General features: G+C 67.3%; 15 protein-coding genes and 1 tRNA gene. 13 read left to right on the forward strand and 3 right to left on the reverse strand.

All coding sequences use genetic code 11. The features are described from left to right. The first annotated feature begins 87 nt into the window (after positions 1 to 87). From ACTIF2_RS00300 to ACTIF2_RS00310, 3 genes are all read left to right on the forward strand, one after another. Complete coding sequence (locus tag ACTIF2_RS00300) at positions 88 to 1,104, forward strand: ABC transporter substrate-binding protein (RefSeq protein ID WP_439495014.1); 1,017 nt, start codon at positions 88 to 90, stop codon at positions 1,102 to 1,104. A 100-nt stretch (positions 1,105 to 1,204) separates the two neighbouring features. Beyond that, positions 1,205 to 2,848, forward strand: coding sequence for a cache domain-containing protein (locus ACTIF2_RS00305; protein ID WP_439495588.1), 1,644 nt, complete (start codon positions 1,205 to 1,207; stop codon positions 2,846 to 2,848). A 532-nt stretch (positions 2,849 to 3,380) separates the two neighbouring features. Next, on the forward strand, positions 3,381 to 5,819 hold the full coding sequence (locus tag ACTIF2_RS00310) for a hypothetical protein (protein ID WP_439495015.1): 2,439 nt from the start codon (positions 3,381 to 3,383) through the stop codon (positions 5,817 to 5,819). Between the two features lie 419 nt (positions 5,820 to 6,238). Here ACTIF2_RS00310 and ACTIF2_RS00315 read toward each other — a convergent pair whose 3' ends face one another. Continuing rightward, positions 6,239 to 6,880, reverse strand: coding sequence for an NrsF family protein (locus ACTIF2_RS00315; RefSeq protein WP_439495016.1), 642 nt, complete (start codon positions 6,878 to 6,880; stop codon positions 6,239 to 6,241). Between the two features lie 85 nt (positions 6,881 to 6,965). Further along, positions 6,966 to 7,538, reverse strand: coding sequence for a sigma-70 family RNA polymerase sigma factor (locus tag ACTIF2_RS00320; protein WP_439495017.1), 573 nt, complete (start codon positions 7,536 to 7,538; stop codon positions 6,966 to 6,968). Positions 7,539 to 7,836: 298 nt separating this feature from the next. Here ACTIF2_RS00320 and ACTIF2_RS00325 point away from each other — a divergent pair, with 298 nt between their 5' ends. From ACTIF2_RS00325 to ACTIF2_RS00345, 5 genes are all read left to right on the forward strand, one after another. After that, a complete protein-coding gene (locus ACTIF2_RS00325) occupies positions 7,837 to 9,483 on the forward strand; it encodes a thiamine pyrophosphate-binding protein (RefSeq protein ID WP_439495018.1) in 1,647 nt (548 codons plus the stop codon). After that, positions 9,483 to 10,679, forward strand: coding sequence for an OpgC family protein (locus ACTIF2_RS00330; RefSeq protein ID WP_439495019.1), 1,197 nt, complete (start codon positions 9,483 to 9,485; stop codon positions 10,677 to 10,679). The genes ACTIF2_RS00325 and ACTIF2_RS00330 overlap by 1 nt, the downstream gene beginning before the upstream one ends. Positions 10,680 to 10,750: 71 nt before the next feature. Continuing rightward, positions 10,751 to 12,136, forward strand: coding sequence for a tetratricopeptide repeat protein (locus ACTIF2_RS00335; protein WP_439495020.1), 1,386 nt, complete (start codon positions 10,751 to 10,753; stop codon positions 12,134 to 12,136). 27 nt (positions 12,137 to 12,163) lie between these two features. Next, entirely contained in the window at positions 12,164 to 12,649 is a 486-nt protein-coding gene (locus ACTIF2_RS00340; protein ID WP_439495021.1) for a hypothetical protein, read from the forward strand. 26 nt (positions 12,650 to 12,675) lie between these two features. Then, on the forward strand, positions 12,676 to 13,131 hold the full coding sequence (locus ACTIF2_RS00345) for a YHS domain-containing (seleno)protein (protein ID WP_439495022.1): 456 nt from the start codon (positions 12,676 to 12,678) through the stop codon (positions 13,129 to 13,131). 296 nt (positions 13,132 to 13,427) lie between these two features. Here the strand turns inward: ACTIF2_RS00345 and ACTIF2_RS00350 are convergent. Then, positions 13,428 to 13,517: transfer RNA gene (locus tag ACTIF2_RS00350), tRNA-Ser, on the reverse strand. Between the two features lie 168 nt (positions 13,518 to 13,685). On the opposite strand from ACTIF2_RS00350, the gene ACTIF2_RS00355 reads away from it, so the two are divergent. From ACTIF2_RS00355 to ACTIF2_RS00375, 5 genes are all read left to right on the forward strand, one after another. Then, entirely contained in the window at positions 13,686 to 13,988 is a 303-nt protein-coding gene (locus ACTIF2_RS00355) for a hypothetical protein (protein ID WP_439495023.1), read from the forward strand. A 78-nt stretch (positions 13,989 to 14,066) separates the two neighbouring features. Then, a complete protein-coding gene (gene msrA, locus ACTIF2_RS00360; RefSeq protein WP_439495024.1) occupies positions 14,067 to 14,723 on the forward strand; it encodes a peptide-methionine (S)-S-oxide reductase MsrA in 657 nt (218 codons plus the stop codon). A 98-nt stretch (positions 14,724 to 14,821) separates the two neighbouring features. Next, positions 14,822 to 15,394 carry a TIGR00645 family protein gene (locus ACTIF2_RS00365; protein WP_439495025.1) on the forward strand — a complete coding sequence of 191 codons (573 nt, stop codon included), beginning with the start codon at positions 14,822 to 14,824 and terminating at the stop codon, positions 15,392 to 15,394. A gap of 165 nt (positions 15,395 to 15,559) precedes the next feature. Continuing rightward, positions 15,560 to 16,537, forward strand: coding sequence for a TAXI family TRAP transporter solute-binding subunit (locus ACTIF2_RS00370; RefSeq protein WP_439495026.1), 978 nt, complete (start codon positions 15,560 to 15,562; stop codon positions 16,535 to 16,537). Between the two features lie 125 nt (positions 16,538 to 16,662). Further along, positions 16,663 to 18,828, forward strand: a complete 2,166-nt coding sequence (locus tag ACTIF2_RS00375; RefSeq protein WP_439495027.1) for a TRAP transporter permease — start codon at positions 16,663 to 16,665, stop codon at positions 18,826 to 18,828. Positions 18,829 to 18,871: the final 43 nt, after the last annotated feature.

Genomic DNA, 18,871 nt, shown 5'->3' on the forward strand with positions numbered 1-18,871 from the left:
AGAGCCCTCGTCCGCGTGCTATAAGAGCGCTTGGCAGGTTGGGGGCTCCGCAACCTGTGGCGATGTCGGTCTGAAGGGGATAAGGCCGTGCATTCCAGACTCTGCAGCTCGCGTCGGGCAGCTCGACCGTCCCGGCGCGAGATCATTGCGTTCGGCGCCCTGGCGGCGGTGCCGATCCCCGTTCGCGCGCAGCAGAACGCACTTCCGCTCATCGGCTATCTCGGCTCTGAATCGCCCGAGCCTTATGCCAGCCGTCTTGCGGCCTTCGCCGAGGGGCTGGCCGAAGCCGACTATGTCCAAGGTCGCAATGTCGCGATCGATTTCCGCTGGGCTGAGGGCCGATACGGCCACCTGCCCGCGCTCGCGGCGGAGCTGGCCAAGCGCCAGGTTACCGTCATGGTCGCGCCGGGCGGGGCGGAGGTCGCGCTCGCGGCGCGCTCGGCGACGAGAACTATCCCGATCGTCTTCGAGATGGGCGGCGATCCGGTGGCACTGGGCTTGGTCGCCAGCCTGTCCCGGCCGGGCGGCAATCTCACCGGAGTGACCAGCCTGAGCGTCGAAGTCTCGCGCAAGCGGCTGGAGTTCATGAGCGAACTTTTTCCGGCCGCCAGGACCTTCGCCGTGGCGGTGAACCCGACGAGCCCGACGGCTGGTTCGCAATCGCGCAACCTGCAGACGGCCGCCAGCAGCCTCGGGGTCGACCTCAAACTCCTCGAGGCCAGCAGCGAGCCTGAGCTCGACGCCCTGTTCCGCGCCGTGGTGCAGATGCAACTTGCCGGGCTGGTCTTCACCTCCGATCCCTATTTCGCCTATCGCAGCCGGCGCCTCGCCGAGCTGGCGACCCGCTACAGGATTCCCGCGATAACCCAGGCCAGGGATTTCCCGGTCGCCGGTGGGCTGATGAGCTATGGCGGCGACTTCCAGCAGTCGCACCGGCATACGGGCCTTTATGCCGGCCGTATCATCAAGGGCGAGAAGCCCTCCGATCTGCCGGTCCAGCGCGTCACCAAGGTCGAGCTGTTCGTCAATCTCAAGGCAGCCGTTCGGCTCGGCCTGACCGTGCCGCCCTCGCTCCTGAGCAGCGCCGATATGGTGATAGAATGATCGGCGTGTCGGCCGCGCCCGGGCTGTCGCGGTGACGCAGCCGCAGTCACGCAGTTCGCTCTTCAAGAAATATTTCATCGCGTTGTTCGCTGCGGTCGTGGTGCCGCTGCTCGTCGCCGGAGGCAGCGAGGCCTGGTTCGGCCATCACGATCAGAGGGCCAGGCTGAACGAGCTTCTCGACGCCGAGGCCCGTGCGGCCGCAGCGAAGATCCAGGATTTCCTGGACGGCATCCGCGACCAGCTCGCCTGGACAGTGCAACTGCCATGGACCGAGAGCGTCGATGAGAGGCGCAGGCTCGACGCCGCGCGCCTGCTGCGCCAGGTGCCCGCCATCGTCAGCCTGACGCTGCTTGATGCCCGCGGCCGCGAGCGCCTCTTCGTTTCGCGTATCGGGCTCAACAAGATCGAGTCCGGCGCGGATCATTCGAAGAGCCCGGCCTTCGGGGGCGTCCATCCTGGCGGCGCCTGGTACGGCCCGGTTACGCTGCATGCCGGTTCAGAACCCTTCCTGACTATCGCCGTCGCCGGCCCCCGTAGGGCGGTCGGCGCCGCCGTCGCCGAGGTCAATCTCAAGCTGATCTGGGATGTGATCTCGGCGATCCGCGTCGGGCGGACCGGCGCGGCGTTCGTCCTCGACCAGCCGGGGCGGCTGGTCGCCCATCCCGATATCAGCCTCGTCCTGCGGGCTGACCCGGGGATCATCGGCCCACTTCAGGACCTGCGGGCGCGCATCATTGCGCGCAACGGCCAGGCTTCATCGGGACGCGACATAGGCGGCAAGACGGTCCTCGCCGCCATGGCGCAGATATCCGGCATCGACTGGAGCGTCGTCGTCAAACAGCCTATGTCGGAGGCTCTCGCGCCGATCTACGCGGCGCTCTGGCGCACGGTAGCGCTGCTGATCGGCGGCGCGGGCCTCGCGGCCCTGCTGGCCTATTGGCTGACCCAGCGCATGGTCCAGCCGATCCGTATCCTGGAGCACGGTGTCGCCCGGATTGGCGCCGGCCAGTTCGACCACCGTATCGATATCGCCACCGGCGACGAGTTCGAGCATCTGGCACAGCGTTTCAATGAAATGGCTGGCGACCTGGCACTATCGCAGGAGCGCTCCGAGCGGATCTCCCGGCTGAAACGCTTTCTCGCCCCTCAGGTCGCCGAGCTGATCGACCGGTCGGGCGACGACGGAGTGCTTGACGGCCGGCGGCTCGAGGTCGTGGTCATCTTCGGTGACCTGCGCGGCTTCACCGCCTTTTCGGGCCGCGCCGAGCCCGAGACAGTCATGACTGTCCTCAGCGAATATTACGACGCGCTGGACCAGGTGGTGATCGCACATGGGGCGACGCTGACGCAATTCTCCGGCGACGGCCTGATGGTTCTGGTCAATGCCCCAGTTCCGTGCCCGGACCCGGCGCTGCGGGCCATCGACATGGCGCGCGACATGCAAGCGAGCGTGCAAACCCTCTTGCGCGAGCGTCAGGCGTTGGATCACCAGCTCGGCTTCGGACTCGGGCTGGCAATGGGACCTTCGACCGTGGGGCGGATCGGCTCCGGCAGCCGGCTCGAATACACGGCGACCGGACCGGTGGTAAACATCGCCTCGCGCCTTTGTGCCAGCGCCGGCGATGCCGAGATTCTGGTCGATCAAGTCGCGGCGCTGGCCGTCAATGGCCGTCGCCCGCTTGTCGAACTTGGCATGCGCGAGCTGAAGGGCTTCGACCAGCCCGTCAAGGTCTTCGCCGCCTGAGCGGCACTGTCTCAGGCGATTTGGGTCTTGGCGAGGCTGCGCGGGGCTTCCAGATCCTGGATCAGCACGCGGCCGCTAGGTCCGCAGCCCGTCGTTGTGCGCGCGCTTCAGCTAACCGTCGGCCCGGCGCCATTAGCAGACTCTGGTTCATTGCCCGGAAGCGGACCTTCGCGGCGCGGCCGCCTCATGACTGGAACGACCTATCCGAGACATTCAAGCGTGCGCCAGCCTGTGACCGCTGTTGGCCGGAAGCAGAAGTCGGTATGGGGGCACCGTTCGTCGCCGTCGCGCCATTACCGAACCTTCCGCCGGGCCATTTCCCCAGCGCAATTCGGTGCACCGACCTCGATCGCAATGTGACCCGAGTTCGCGAACCCAAGTCGGCTCCCCCCGTCAAGCTGACATCGCTCTCGAATTATGGGACAGTTCTTCATCGGATCTCTTGCCGATGAGACTGCTGAGCTAGACGCCGTGGATCTGGCGGGCTGAGCGGCAGGAGGAGCGATCGGTGTGCCGTGAGATGGAGGCGCGATTGCAGAAGGTCGCGCAGCGGCTGCCATTCTATGTGGGCCTTGGTCTGATCACTGCAGCGACGCTGATGCTGCAGATTGTCGAGACCCGGATCATTTCCGTCACGTCCTGGTATCATCTCGCGTTCTTCGTCATCAGCATCGCGATGTTCGGCCTCACCGCCGGAGCCGTCTGGGTCTATCTTCGCTCCGAAGCCTATCGTCCCGCACAGTTATCCTATCACCTGAGCGTCGCTTCGCTCGGCTTCGCCGTGGCGACCGTCTTCGCGGTCCTGGTGCAACTGACCATCGTCACGAGCTTGCCTGCATCGGTCATGTCGTTCGTCGTCTGGGCCGAGTTCGCCGTCGCGCTTTCGCTGCCGTTCTTCTTCTCCGGCATCGTCGTCAGCCTGGCGCTGACCCGCAGTCCGTATCCGATCGGCATCGTCTACGGCGTGGATCTGCTCGGCGCAGCTCTGGGCTGCCTCGGCGCCCTGGCGCTGCTCAACCTGATCAGCGGCCCGTCGGCCGTGCTCTGGATCGCCGTCCTCGGCGCGGCGGCGGGTCTGTTCTTTGCCGGGGCAGGCTTCGAGGGCATGCCGCCCGGCCAACCTGTTGCGGCCAAGCTGTTCCGGCATCGCTGGGTCGTGCTCGGCTGCCTGGCGGCCCTCGCGGCAGCCAACAGCGCAACCGAAAGCATCCGCCCGACCATCGTGAAGGACGGGATCGAGCATCCGGAGACGATAGCCTACGAGAAATGGAACTCGTTCTCGCGCATCACGGTCGGCCAGTCTGAGAAATCGTCCCCGATGCTCTGGGGACCGTCCAGCCGGTTTGCTCCGGAACCGATCGAACAGCGTTCGATGAACATCGATGGCGGCGCCGGAACGGCGGTCTATCGCTTCTCTCGCGACCTCGAGGAGCTTGCGTTCCTCCGCTACGACGTGACGAATCTCGCCTATGCGCTCCCGGGACTTCAGACTGGGGCCGTGATCGGCGTCGGCGGCGGCAGGGACTTGCTGGCCGCGCGCCTATTCGGCCTCCCCGAAGTGGTCGGAGTCGAGATCAACCCGATTTTCATCGATCTGTTGAAGGGACGGTTCTCGAATTACACGGCCATCAGCCGTCAACCCGGCATCACCTTCGAGGTCGACGAGGCCCGAAGTTGGTTCGCCCGCACCGATCGCGCCTTCGACATCATCCAGATGAGCCTGATCGACACCTGGGCCGCGACAGGAGCGGGCGCCTTCACCTTATCGGAGAATGGTCTCTACACCGTTGAGGCCTGGCGGATCTTCCTCGAGCGCCTGACCCCCGGGGGCGTATTCACCGTGAGCCGCTGGTATGCTCCCGGCGAGGTCAATGAGACCGGCCGCATGGTGAGCCTCGCGGTTGCGGCACTTCAAGCCCTCGGAGTAACCGACCCGAAACGGCATCTGTTCATGGCCTCGTCAGGCCATGTTGCGAGCCTTGTGATGTCGCGTTCGCCCTTGTCGGACCAGGGCCTGCACGCCGCCCGGAAAGCCGCGGAGACTTATGCCTTTTCCGTTCTGCTCGATCCGCAGGCACCGGCCGCCTCGCCGCTGCTCGAGAGCATCGCCTCGGCGCCTGACCATGAGGCCCTCGAGCGCGCCACGCGCGCCTCCTATCTCGACCTGAGCGCGCCGACCGACGCCCGCCCCTTCTTCTTCAACCAATTGCGGCTCGATCGCCTGCTTGATCAGAACATCCTGGCGATGGCCTCCAGGCCGGGCGTCTATGGGGGTAACCTGAGCGCCACCCTGACGCTCGCCATGCTGATCCTGATCTCCGCGGTCCTCGTCGCGGCGACGATCATCGTTCCGCTTCGCTCCACCGTGCTCGCAGCATCGTCGACCCTGGCCATCGCCGGAACAGCTTATTTCGCGCTGATCGGCATCGGCTTCATGATGGTCGAAATCGCGCTGCTCCAGCGCATCAGCGTCTTCCTGGGCCATCCGGTCTATGCTCTCAGCGTCGTCCTCTTCAGCCTGATCCTGTCGACCGGCCTCGGCAGCTTGGCATCCGAACGTGCCAAGCTGGGCAGCGGCCCGCAATTGGTCGGCTGGTCGGCCCTCACCAGCCTGTATCTCCTCGCCTTACCTTTGTGGCTTCCCGAGCTCCTGCTCCAACTGGAGAGCGCAAGCCTGCTGGTGAGGGCCGGGTTGGCCGTTCTGGTTCTCGCCCCAGCCGGCTTTCTTATGGGCTTCGGTTTTCCCACAGGGATGCGGCTGGTCGCGATGATCGACGCGCGACCGACGCCGTGGTTCTGGGGCATCAATGGCGCGGCGGGCGTGCTTGCGGCGAGCATCGCGGTACTGACGAGCATCGAGTTCGGCATCGACACGACGCTTCGGGTCGGGGCGGCCTGCTATCTGCTGCTGCCGGGACCGGCTCTGCTACTCGTCAGATTCAGATTACGCGGAAAGACAATGCTCCAATGACCTGAGCGGCGCCATCGTTGTCTGACCGACCGAAGAGACCGGCGTCCGCCGCCGTTATCGGGCCCAGCGATAGGTCGCCACTGCCAGGGCGGGCGTTTCGTCATTTGCGAATGAGTTGAAGCGCTTGGAAGGTCGACTTGATGTCGTCAACGGGTCAACTGCAGCAGATGCCGCATTTCGCTCACAGCTTCCACTTTAGGGCGCGATCCGGACATCCGAGCGTTGCCCAACGAACTTCTGCAAACCCCGCAAAGCCGCCATTCCGTGGTAAGGCCGGCTACGACGGCTCCCCAAGCCAGAAGTCTCTGCCGTGGATCGTGATCCGTCAGCCCCGCGCCATTTGCGGACATTCGCTCGTCGCTCGGAAACGGACGTTCGATCGCTCGGTGACGTCGGTCGATGCCGCCGGCTGGGTTACCTCACCAACGGACCAGGCGCGGGAAGGCGAGCGCGCCGAGGCCAGTCACGATCATGATGGCGAGGGTGTACCAGACGGCCAGGAACGGCGCCGCGTCGTCGGGGCAATGCACGCTATAGGCCACCGTGGCCAGGCCCGCCGAGGCCAGGCCGGCGCAAGCTCCCGTGAGACGCCCGTCTATCGGCGCCCCCCGGCGTGCCAGGATCAGCAGGATGACGAGAGGGCAAAGCGCATAGAGCGGCACCGCGATGAGACAGGCGCGCCAGTAACGCCCGAAGACCAGCGCGCTCCAATGCTCGACCGGTGCCTGGGCCAGGGTCAACAGCGCCCAGGCCGCCGCCGCCAGCAGCGGAACCGCGACCAATGGCACAAGCCGCGCCGTCTTCAGTCCGGGACGCAGGCTCCTCTGGAACAGCATGAGGGCGATCGTCGCGACGCTGGCGCCGAGCAGGGCCTTGGCGACGACCGGGAGCGTCATCCAGGTGCTCGCGAGATCGGGCCGCGCCCCGAGCGTGGCGAGGACGAGCGTGACGGTGACCACGAGCGCTCCAAGCGCGGCGATCCCCGTAGCGCGCCTCAGCCAACCAGTGTCCACCGGCTGGTGGCTCGCGGTCATGACGGAGATCAGGTCATCGGTTTGCATGTCTGAATCTTGCGACTGAGTTCGGTTCGGGACAAAATTCGCGGCGCGCCGGCAAAAGGTTACGTTGGTGTAGCGTCACATGCGGTCACCCTGACCTCACGCCGCGCTTCGACAGGAGCCTGGCCATGGCCTGCAAGCCGCGATGGATCGCGACCTTGGCCGCGGTCTCGGTCATTCCCGCAGCACCCGCGGCCTCGGCAACGCTCGCGCCCTGGATCTTGACCCGGTCTATCAACGTGCGGGTCCGCTCCGGCAGGGCCTGCATGGCGCGTTCCAGATCGAGCCTGGCGTCCGGGTCGTCGCCGCCAGGCGCGGCGAGCTGATAGACCTCGTCGTCGATCGGCAGGTTTCCGGCATGCCGCCCGCTGCGACGCAAATGGTCGACGAGCTTGTAGCGGGCGATGGCATGGGCCCAGGCCGTCACCGGGCTCGACCGATCATAGGTGTGACGCGAGAGGTGCAGCGCCAGCAGCGTCTCCTGCAGCACGTCCTCGGCCTCGCTCGGCTCGCTGCGGCCGGCGCGCGCCAGCATCTGGCGCAAATAGCCGCGCAGCCGGGCGCTGATCGTGTCGAGGAAGAGCCGGTAGGCCGCGGCGTCGCCGGCCAGCGCGGCGAGGAAGACCGGTCGCAGCTGCGTTTCGAGTTCGGCGAGCGACACAGTGCTGAAGCGCTTTTTTCCGGATGGCGAGACGGAATCCGGCTTATTCCGTTGCATGCCGACACAAGGCTCACAAGCCCGGACCCGGCGATGAAGCCCGTCCGCGCCCCGTTATGCTCGCGCATGCGAGGAGCGTCCTGCGGGCCGCCCGCCGGAGGAACCTTCAACGTAGCGGCGAGACGGTGCGTACGGAATGGCCGGTGGGCGCCAGGCTCACGTCTCCGTGAAGATGTAACCAAAGCTCCTCGCCGTGCGATTTCTCCGGCAAGCCGCCTTTGCGGCGCGCCGGAGAGACAGCATGCGCCACGATACGATCCCGACACGCCGCGCGACGGCTGTCCCCAGCGATCTCGTCACGGGCGCCGACCTGCTGGCCGGCCGGCTCGCGGCAGCGGGCGCGACCCATGCCTTCGGCATTCCCGGCGGCGAGGTGCTGGCGCTGGTCGACGCGCTGGAGCGCGCCGGAATCCGCTTCCTGCTCGCCAAGCACGAGAACGCCGCCGGCTTCATGGCCGAAGGGCTCTGGCACGCCACCGGCGCGCTGCCCGTGCTGGTCGCGACGCTCGGGCCGGGCGTCGCCAACGCGGTCAACGTCGTCGCCAACGCCCAGCAGGACCGCGTGCCGCTGATCTTCATCACCGGCTGCGTCGATCAGGCCCTGGCCGAAAGCTACACGCATCAGGTCTTCGACCATCAGGCGGTGTTGCGCCCGCTGGTCAAGGCGAGCTTCCGCGCCGCGCCGGGTACCGAGGACCACGTCGTCGAGAAGGCGATCGCCATCGCCACGCGCGGCCGGCCCGGCCCTGTGCATATCGACCTGCCGATCTCCGTCGCAGAAGCACGCACGGCACGGCGCACGCCGCCGGCCATGCCGATGTCGCCACAATCGGCTCCAGCCGACCTCGCTTTTGCCCGCGAGCTGATCGCGAGCGCGCGGACGCCGCTGGTCATCGCCGGGCTCGACCTCGTCAACCAGGGTGGCGCGACGGCGCTCGACCGCTTCCTGGCGCAGACCGGAGCGCCGCTCCTCACCACCTACAAGGCCAAGGGGCTGGTACCCGAGAGCGACCCGCGCGTGATCGGCGGCATCGGCCTCTCGCCGAAGGCCGACGCGATCGTGCATCCGCTGATCGCGGCCGCCGACCTGATCGTGCTCGCCGGCTACGACCCGATCGAGATGCGCCAGGGCTGGCGCAATCCCTGGCCGGCCGACAAGCGCGTCATCGACATCGTCGCCGAGCCTGTGCAGCACGGCATGCACGCATCGAGCGTGCTGCTCGAAGGCGATGTCGGCGTAATCCTGACGCGGCTCGCCGAGGGTTTTTGGTCAAACAACACCTGGCCGGATCGCGAGCCGGCCGCGATCCGCAGAAGCTTCCGCGCAGCCTTCGCCGCCGCGCCGGCCTGGGGGCCGCACGCCGTGTTCGAAACCCTGCGCGAGGCCGCGCCGGCCGGCACCGTCGCGACAGCCGATTCCGGCGCGCACCGCATCCTGCTCAGCCAGGCTTGGGCCTGCGACGGGCCGCGCGGCCTGCTGCAATCGACCGGGCTCTGCACCATGGGCTGCGCCCTGCCGCTCGCCATCGGCGCTGCGCTCGGCTCCGGCCGGCCGACGCTATGCTTCGTCGGCGACGCCGGACTTGAAATGGTGCTCGGCGAGCTCGCGACCCTGCGCGACCTCAGGCTTCCCATCGTCATCGCCGTGCTCGTCGACGAGAGCCTCGGGCTGATCGCGCTGAAGCAACGCCAGCTCGGGCTGAGGCGCGCCGGCGTCGATTTCGGCGCCACGGACTTCGCCGCGGTCGCCCGCGCCATGGGCGGCCACGGCGTCGATCTCGACGATCGCCGCAGCCTGAAGCGCGAGGCGCAGGCCGCGTTCCAGCGCGAGGGATTCACCCTCCTCGCCTGCCATATCGACGCCGAGAGCTACGAGGGAGCCTTCTGATGAGCCTGTCCCAGCAGGGCGCGAAACGGCCGCGCGACGAGCGGCTCGACCTCTTCCGCGGCCTGACCATGCTGATCATCTTCGTCGCGCATCTGCCGGCTAACAGCTGGAACGCCTTCATTCCGGCGCGCTTCGGTTTCTCGTCCGGCGCGGAGCTCTTCGTCTTCTGCTCCGGCGTCGCCAGCGCCCTCGCCTTCGGCAGCGTCTTCGTCCGGCGCGGGGTTGCGCTCGGCACGGCGCGCATCGCCTACCGGATCTGGCAGGTCTATTGGGCGCAGCTCGGCCTCGTCCTGGCGCTGATCGCACTCGCCGCGCTGCTCGACAGGGCCTTCGGCCTCAGCGAGCTTGCAAAGCAGTTTCCGCCGCTGCTCAGCGCCCCGGAGAGCGCCCTGCTCGGCCTCGCCACGCTGACCTGGCAGCCCGACTATCTCGACATTCTGCCGATGTATCTCGTCATCCTGGCGCTGGTGCCGGTCATGATGGCGCTCAGGCGCCTGCATCCGGCGCTGCCCTTCGCGCTGTCCGGACTGCTCTACGCCCTGGTCTGGACGAGCGGCCTCAACCTGCCCGGAAATCCCTGGAACGGTGCCGGCTGGTTTCTCAATCCGTTTGCCTGGCAGCTAATCTTCTTCATCGGCTTCTTCATCGCCATGACATGGCTGCCGGTGCCGCGGCTCGGCGACCGGCGCTTCGTGCCGGCCGCCACCGCCTTCGTCATCCTCTGCGTGCCGCTCTCCTTCTGGGGCATCCTCGAGCACTGGCCTGCGGCGCAGGCGCTGCGCGACCTCATCATCCCCGAGGCCGAGAAGAGCAACCTGCACATCCTGCGCGTGCTGCATTTCCTGGCGCTGGCCTATCTGGTGCTGAGCCTGATCGAGCCCTGGCGCCAGCGGCTGGGCCGCGGGGCGGGCCATCTGCTCATCCTGATCGGCCGGCAATCGCTCGCGACCTTCCTCGCCAGCGTCGTGCTGGCGCGGCTCGCCGGGACCGCCGCCGACATGGCCGGGCACAGCGAGCCCGTCATCGCGCTGCTGAACCTCACCGGCTTCGCTCTGATCCTCGGTGTCGCGGTCGTGGTCGGCTGGTTCAAGAGCGCGCCCTGGACGAAGCCGGCTCCCAGGCCCGAGGCCCAGGCACAGGCGGAGCCCGCGCCGGCCGCCATCGCCCTGCGAACACGGGTCCGTGAAGCGAGTTGAACGCCGTTTGATCGGCTCGCTGCGAACTCCCCGATGAGCGCTCCGCACGAGCGCCGCAATGGAGCAGACTTATGCATCACGACCTCTCCGGCGACCATGTCAGCACCGCGAACGACAAGGCCCGGATCGCCTGGAACGACACGCTCGAGGCCCTGCTGGCCCATGCCGCCGCGACGCCCGAGCATCTCGCACGCACGCTCGAAGCCGATCCCGGTTTCGCGCTGGCCCATGCCGCCAAGGGCCTGATGCTGCTCTCGCTGGCACGCAGCGAAGTGTCCGGCCCGGCGCGCGACTGTCTGACGAGGGCGCGCGCCGCCGCAGCGCTACGGCCCGTCACCCGGCGCGAGTCGATGGTGATCGAGGCGCTGGCGCTCTGGCTCGATGACGCGCCGCGCCGGGCGGCGCAGCGGCTGGAGGCGATCCTGCTCGCCCATCCCTTCGACGTGCTGGCGCTGAAGCTCTCGCACGGCCTGCGCTTCATGCTCGGCGACCAGGCCGAGATGCTGGCGAGCCTGCGGCGGGTGGCTCCGGGCTTCGGCGAGAACCATCCGCTCGCCGGCTATGTCAACGGCTGCTACGCCTTCGCACTGGAGGAACAGGGCCACTATGCCGAGGCCGAGCGCATCGGCCGCCGCGCCGTCGAGCTCAGCCCGCGCGACGCCTGGGGCCGCCATGCCGTCGCTCACGTGCTGGAGATGACCGGCCGGGCCGACGAGGGTGTCGCCTGGCTCGGCGATGGCCGCACCCTCTCCCATGCCAACAACCTGCGCTTCCACATCACCTGGCATCTCGCCCTGTTCCGGCTCGAGCGCGGCGAGACCGCCGAGGTGCTGCGCCTCTATGACGAGGAGATCCGCGCCGAGCCGACCGACGACTACCGCGACATCGCCAACGGGGCCTCGCTGCTGGCGCGGCTCGACTATGCCGGCGTCGATGTCGGCAGCCGCTGGGAGGAGCTCGCCGCAAAGGCGGAGGGGCGCGTCCATGACGGCCGCCTCGTCTTCGCCGACCTGCACTACACCCTCTCCCTGCTCGGCGCCGGCCATCATGACGGGGCCGAGACCATTGCCCGCAGCCTGGCCGAGGACGCGCATGGCCATCCGAGCTCCGAGCGGCGCGAGGCCGCCCGCAATGGCGCGCTCGCGGCCTTCGGGCTGATCGCCTTCAGCGAGGGCGACTACGCCGAGGCCGCCCGCCTGCTCGGCGCCGCCCGTAGCGGGCTCGTCGCGATCGGCGGCAGCCATGCCCAGCGCGACCTGTTCGAGCAGGCCTATGCCGAGAGCCTGATCCGCGCCGGCAGTCTCGACCGCGCCGCCGACACGCTGAGCGACCGGCTCGCCCGGCGCGGCGGTGCGAACCTCTTCGCCGCGGGGCGCCTGGCGCAATTGCGCGGCCGTCCCGCAGGCCGCCTCGCGGCGCTCGCCGTCGCCTCGACCCCGCTCGCCATCGCCCACTGACACCCGGCGCCAATACGGAGAAGACCCATGACCACCACCACGATGACCAGCAGCTTCGCCCTGCCCTCCACCCGCACGGTGATCAATCTCGCGCTCGGCGGTTTCGCCGGGCTCGGCTTCTGGGAGCTGTTCTCGGCCGTGCCGACCGCCTGGTTCGCCGAATACGCTTTGGAGCCGCCGGAGCTGGTGAAATCGCTCTTCGCGCATCAGCTCGGCCTGACGATCTCGACGCCGATCGCCAAGCTGCTGCACTTCATCACCGGCTTCCTGTTCTATCCTCTCGGCTACTGGATCGTGACGCGCTGGGTGAAGAGTTTTGGCATGCCGGCCGATGGCTGGATCTGGGGCGTGATCACCTATTTCATCGCGCTCGCCTTCTTCGCCCCGCTGGCCGGGCAGCACTTCCTGCTGAACGACGTGCCGCGACTGTCCTTCATGAGCCTCGTCGGCCACGCGATCTACGGTTACCTCGCGGCCTATGTCTTCGAGGCGCTGGAAGCGCGCAACACCTGAGCACAGCCATGGAAAGGAGAAACGCCATGCTCGACAGGCGCGACTTCATCATGCTCGCCGCCGCGGCCCTCGCTGCGCCCACCGTCCGGGCCGACATGCCCCGCCCGGTCAACACGCTCGGCTCACCGGACAGGCTCGCGATCCGCGGCTACGACCCGGTCGCCTATTTTCGCGATGGCGGACCAAGGCTCGGCAAGCCGGAATTCGCGGTGAGCCATGGCGGCGCCACCTGGCGCTTCGCCAGCGCCGAGCACAAGGCGTTGTTCGAGGCCGACCCGCAGCGCTACCTGCCGGCCTATGGCGGCTTCTGCGCCTACGGCACTTCGCGCGGCTATCTTGTCAAGATCGAGCCCGAGGCCTGGTCGATCATCGACGGCAAGCTCTACCTGAACTACGACCTCGGCGTGCGGAAGACCTGGCTGGCAAAAACACAGGCCTATATCACTCGGGCCGACGCCAATTGGCCGAACCTGACCCCGTAAGCCATGCGCCGATGCGGCCCTGGCTCGCGAGATTCAAAACTTGATCGCGCCGCCAGAAGCAGACAGTCTGGGCGTCGGGAATGGGCCAACTTGCGACGTTGCCCCGCCGCAACTGCAGCCAACTTCGGTTCTTCCGGGCAACCGAAGCCGACGGCCCTGTGCTCAGAATGGCGCCCGGAAAGAGCCTATTCATCTGAATTCTGGCTTGAGACAAGAGACCGGCGAAAGCCCTAACACCCGGACATCCCGACGAATTTGCGGCGGCCTGCTGCAAAAGTAGGAGGTTGAAAACCAGCTGGCGGACAGGGCGGGATTCGAACCCGCGATACGGTTTCCCGTATACACACTTTCCAGGCGTGCGCCTTCAACCACTCGGCCACCTGTCCGGCGCGCTGCTTATGACCGCCGAGCCGGCTAGTTTCAAGACCCGAAACGGGGTTTTCGCATTCACCGCGCAATGGCGCGGCGCGAGGTTGCAAAGCGGCGGCCCAGAGGTCACATCGAAGAGGGGGAGATGACGGGAAGGGAGCGGGACGCTGAGATTCCTCGTCCGATTGCTGGGTTATGTCTGCATCGCCGCCGGTTTCGTCGCGCTCATCATCGACGGCGCGCGCTCGATCGCCAATTCGGCGATCCAGGCCACGCCGCTCGGCGAAACGCTGTTCGGGTTGCTGGGCGAGCGCTACCTCCTGCTGCAGCCCACGATCGAGCGCCATATCCACCCGTTGCTCTGGGATCCCGTCATGCTCTACCTGACGCTGGCGCCGACCGCGCTGGTCGCGCTGGTGCTCGGCTTCCTGCTGCTCTGGCTCGGCGCGCGGCCGAAACCGCAGGTCGGCATCGTCACGCGACGGTGAACCCGCGCGCGCCGGACCTGACTGTCGGACCGGCCGAGGCGTGCCTATATTAGGCCATCACCAAGGATGGAGCCCGCGATGTTCTCCCTGCGCAAGAAGACGACGCTGCCGACGCGCGACGAGGCGCTGCCTGGCCGCCCGGAGCCGATCCCGACCGCCGAGCGGCATTTCCTGAACGGGCACCCGCTGCAGGGACCCTACCCTGCCGGAACCCGGAAGGCGCTGTTCGGGCTCGGCTGCTTCTGGGGCGCCGAGCGCAAGTTCTGGCAGATCGAGGATGGCGTCTTCGTCACGGCGGTGGGCTATGCCGGCGGCCTGACACCCAACCCGACCTATGAGGAGGTCTGCTCCGGCCTGACCGGGCATAACGAGGTCGTGCTCGTGGTGTTCGATCCGGCCCGGCTCTCCTATGAGGCGCTGCTCAAAACCTTCTGGGAGAGCCACGACCCGACCCAGGGCATGCGCCAGGGCAATGACGCCGGCACGCAGTACCGCTCCGGCATCTATGTCTTCGACGCCGAGCAGAAGCAGGCGGCCGAGCGGTCCAGGGCCGCCTATCAGGAGGCGCTGGCGGCGCGCGGCTACGGGCCGATCACCACCGAGATCATCGAGGCGCCGGAGTTCTACTTCGCCGAAGACTACCACCAGCAATATCTCGCCAAGAACCCGGCCGGCTATTGCGGATTGGGCGGCACCGGCGTCGCCTGCCAGATCGGCGTCGGCGTCGACGCCTAGCTCCCCGCCGCTTTCGACGAGGATGCCCCGCAGCGCTGCTTGCGGGGCATCTTCGCGTCATGGCAGAAAACAGGCTGGCCGATCGAGCGGGGCGGGCGATGAGCGAGCGTGAGGCAGAGAGAGACGGGCCCGTTCCCGAGTCGTCGGGCGTGACCAGAGCGCTGGAAGCGATCCTCTTCGCCAGCCGCTGGCTGCTGGCGCCATTCTACCTGCTGCTCGTGCTGGCGCTGGCGGGCCTGCTGATCAAGGCGCTGCAGGAAGCCTTCCATTTCCTCAGCCATGTCTTCACCGCCACCGAGGCCGAGGTCATCCTCGGCGTGCTGGCGCTGATCGACCTGACCTTCACCGGCTCGCTGATCGTGATCGTGATCTTCTCGGGCTACGAGAACTTCGTCTCGAAGATCGACGCCAGCGCGCATCGCGACTGGCCGGACTGGATGTCGAAGATCGACTTCTCCGGCCTGAAGCTCAAGCTGATCTCCTCGATCGTCGCGATCTCGGCGATCCAGGTGCTGAAGGCCTTCATGAACGTCAAGGGCACCAGCGACCGCGACCTGATGTGGTATGTCGCGATCCACCTCGTCTTCGTCGGTTCCGGCCTGGTGATGGCGCTAAGCGACCGGATTTCGGGCGATGCGCATGCAAAGGCGGGCAACGGCAACGGTCACTGAGCGACCGGAGATGGCGGCTCGTCGGCCGTCGGCGGCCGCGATTGCCGCGAAATAGCCACAATCTTGCGCGCGCACGGCGCGAAACGCACGGGTCTTGCCCGCACGGCTCTTGATCGCCGGCCAAAAGCTGCGAACACTGGCCGGTTCACGGGAGCATCTGTCGACATGTCCATCTTCAAATCGAAATTCGCCGTCATGGGCCTCGCGCTCGGCGGCGTCGCGCTCGCGGCCGGCCTTGCGCTCGCCCAGGCGCCGGCCTTCTTCCGCATCGGCACCGGCGGCACGGCCGGCACCTATTATCCGATCGGCGGCCTGATCGCGAACGCGATCTCGACGCCGCCGCAGCTCGTCTCGACGGCGGTGGCCAGCAACGGCTCGGTCGCCAATGTCAACGCCATCGTCGGCGGCGCGGCCGAATCCGGCTTCGTCCAGGCCGACGTCGCCTACTGGGCCTATTCCGGCACCGGCGTCTATGACGGCAAGCCGAAGGTCGCGGAGCTGCGCTCGATCGCCAATCTCTATCCGGAATCGGTGCATCTCGTCGTCCGCAAGGCCTCGAACGTCAAGGGCATCGCCGATCTCAAGGGCAAGAAGGTCTCGCTCGACGAGCCCGGCTCCGGCACGCTGCTCAACGCCAAGGCCATCCTTGCCGCCTTCGGCATCACCGAGAAGGACATCTCGGCCGAGTACCTCAAGCCCAACCAGGCGGCCGAGAAGATGAAGGACGGCTCTGTCGACGCCTTCTTCTTTACCGGCGGCTTCCCGGCGGCGGCGATCTCGGAACTGGCCTCGACCGGCTCCGGCATCGACATCCTGCCGATCACCGGCGCCGAGGCCGAGAAGCTCGCCAAGGAGTTCCCCTTCTTCGCCGCCGACGAGATCCCGGCCGGCACCTACAAGGATGTCGGCGCGGTCAAGACCGTCGCGGTCGGCGCCCATTGGGTGACCTCGGCCAAGATCTCGAACGACACGGTCTATGCCGTGACCAAGGCGCTCTGGAGCGACAAGACCCGCGCCGCGCTCGACGCCGGCCATGCCAAGGGCAAGGCGATCCAGAAGGCGACCGCGCTGCAGGGCCTGCTCGGCGTGCCGCTGCATCCGGGCGCCGAGAAATTCTACAAGGAAGCCGGGCTGCTGAAGTGACGCCGTAGGCGTCATGCTCGGGCCTGACCCGAGCATCTCTTGCCGGAGATTCTCGGGTCGACGCTGCGCGTCGCCCGAGAATGACGGTTTCGCCTGCTGATACCGCGACCCGCCGAAAGTCCGCGATGACACCCCAGCCCTCAGCCGCCGATCTCGCCAAGCTCGAGGAAGAACTCGATCCCGAGATGCAGTTCCGCAAGGTGCCGCATGGCACGGCGCTGATCGTCGGCGGGCTTTTGCTCGCGCTCTCGGCCTTCCACTACTACACGGCCGGCTTCGGGCTGCTGCGCGAGACGACGCATCGCGGCATCCATCTCGCCTTCGTGCTCGGCCTGATCTTCCTGGTGTTCTCGGGCCGCAAGAGCGACGCCCAGACGATGCACGCCTCGACCTGGCTGCGCCCGGGCGGCGTGCCGCTCTATGACTGGATCTGCGCGGTCGCGGTCGCGGTCGCGAGCCTCTACGTGCCCTGGATCTTCGAGGATCTCGTCTTCCGCGTCGGCAATCCCTCGCCGCTCGACGTCGTGATGGGCACGATCACCATCGTGCTGATGATCGAGGCGACGCGCCGCTCGATCGGCTGGGGCCTGCCGCTGATCGCGCTCTTCGCCATGGTCTATGCGCTTTACGGCAACTGGTTCCCCGGCATCTTCCTGCATCCCGGTTCGACCTGGGCCAATCTCGTCAACCATCTCTACCTGACCAGCCAGGGCGTCTACGGCGTCGCGCTCGGCGTGGTCGCGACCTATGTCTTCCATTTCGTGCTGTTCGGCGTGCTCGCCACCCGCGTCGGGCTCGGCCGGCTCTTCCTCGGCGTCGCCGCGGCGGTCGCGGGCCGGTTCGCCGGCGGGCCAGCCAAGATCTCGATCTTCGGCTCGGCCCTGTTCGGCATGATCTCGGGCTCCTCGGTCGCCAATACGGTGACGGTCGGCTCGCTGACCATCCCGATGATGATCCGCCTCGGCTACCAGCGCCATTTCGCGGCGGCGATCGAATCGACCGCCGCGACCGGCGGCCAGATCACGCCGCCGATCATGGGCGCGGCCGCCTTCCTGATGGTCGAATTCCTCAACCTGCCCTACGCCACCATCGTCGTCGCGGCGATCATCCCGGCCTTCATGCATTTCTTCGGCGTGCTGATGCAGGTGCATTTCGAAGCCAAGCGCACCGGCATGCGCGGCCTGACCGACGCCGAGATCCCGAAGCTGCGCGAGGTCTTCGCCCGCGACTGGCCGACGCTCGCGCCGCTCTTCGCGCTCATCCTCATCCTGTTCACGGGCTATACGCCCTATCTCGCCGCGTTCTGGGGCATCACCGGCTGCATGCTGGTCGGCCTGGCACAGTACCGCGCGGCCTCGGCGCTGGTCTTCGCGCTCGCCATCGGCCTTGCCGCGCCGACCGAGTTCCTGCGCGTGCCCGGCGTCAATGCCGGCTTCACGCTGGCCTGCTTCGCCGTGATGGCCCATGGCGTGCTGATACGCTCGACCGAGGGCCGCCGCCGGCTCAACGACATGATCGACGCCTTCATCCTCGGGGCGAAATACGCGATCGGCGTCGGCGCGGCGGCCGCCACCGTCGGCATCATCGTCGGCGTCGTGACGCTCACCGGCGTCGGCTTCAAGATCTCCTGGATCGTGACCTCGCTGGCCGATCAATGGGCCAACGGCATCCTCGGCTTCCTGCCGTTCCTGCCCTTCGACATCAAATCCGCCACGCTGTTCTTCACGCTCTGCCTCACCGGCATCGTCTGCATCCTGCTCGGCTGCGGCGTGCCGACCACCGCGAACTACATCATCATGGTGACGGTCGCGGCGCCGGCGCTCGGCATGCTCGGCGTGCAGCCGCTCGTGGCGCATTTCTTCGTATTCTATTACGGGGTCCTCGCCGATGTGACGCCGCCGGTCGCGATCGCCGCCTATGCCGGCGCCAGCATGGCCGGTGCCGACCCGTTCAGGACCGGCAACACCGCCTTCCGGCTGGCGCTCGGCAAGGTGCTGGTGCCCTTCGTCTTCGTGTTCTCGCCCTCGATGCTGATCATGGCGTCCGGCTTCACCTGGACCGAGCTGATCGGCTCGACCGCATCCTGCATCATGAGCATCACCTTCCTGTCGGCCGCCTTCGCGGGCTGGTTCCTGGCGCCATTGGCCATGTGGGAGCGCCTCGTGATCGCACTCGCCGCCCTGCCGATGATCCTGGCCACGCCGGGCAGCGTTCTGGCCGGCTTCGTCATCGCCGCGCCGGTGCTGGTGCGACAGTTCCTGGCGCGGCGCGCGGCCCTCGCGCCCACCTGAAGTTCTCGATATGTTCTTGCCATCCGGCTGAGCGTTCGTTAGC

It is taken from the genome of Allobosea sp., from assembly GCF_051860145.1.
Classification (GTDB): Bacteria; Pseudomonadota; Alphaproteobacteria; order Rhizobiales; family Beijerinckiaceae; genus Allobosea.

Coding starts and splice junctions, on each gene's coding strand:
- ACTIF2_RS00315 (WP_439495016.1), bottom strand. CDS start 6,880: ATGCAAACCGATGACCTGATCTCCGTCATGACCGCGAGCCACCAGCCG.
- ACTIF2_RS00325 (WP_439495018.1), top strand. CDS start 7,837: ATGCGCCACGATACGATCCCGACACGCCGCGCGACGGCTGTCCCCAGC.
- ACTIF2_RS00330 (WP_439495019.1), top strand. CDS start 9,483: ATGAGCCTGTCCCAGCAGGGCGCGAAACGGCCGCGCGACGAGCGGCTC.
- ACTIF2_RS00335 (WP_439495020.1), top strand. CDS start 10,751: ATGCATCACGACCTCTCCGGCGACCATGTCAGCACCGCGAACGACAAG.
- ACTIF2_RS00340 (WP_439495021.1), top strand. CDS start 12,164: ATGACCACCACCACGATGACCAGCAGCTTCGCCCTGCCCTCCACCCGC.
- ACTIF2_RS00345 (WP_439495022.1), top strand. CDS start 12,676: ATGCTCGACAGGCGCGACTTCATCATGCTCGCCGCCGCGGCCCTCGCT.
- msrA (WP_439495024.1), top strand. CDS start 14,067: ATGTTCTCCCTGCGCAAGAAGACGACGCTGCCGACGCGCGACGAGGCG.
- ACTIF2_RS00365 (WP_439495025.1), top strand. CDS start 14,822: ATGAGCGAGCGTGAGGCAGAGAGAGACGGGCCCGTTCCCGAGTCGTCG.
- ACTIF2_RS00370 (WP_439495026.1), top strand. CDS start 15,560: ATGTCCATCTTCAAATCGAAATTCGCCGTCATGGGCCTCGCGCTCGGC.
- ACTIF2_RS00375 (WP_439495027.1), top strand. CDS start 16,663: ATGACACCCCAGCCCTCAGCCGCCGATCTCGCCAAGCTCGAGGAAGAA.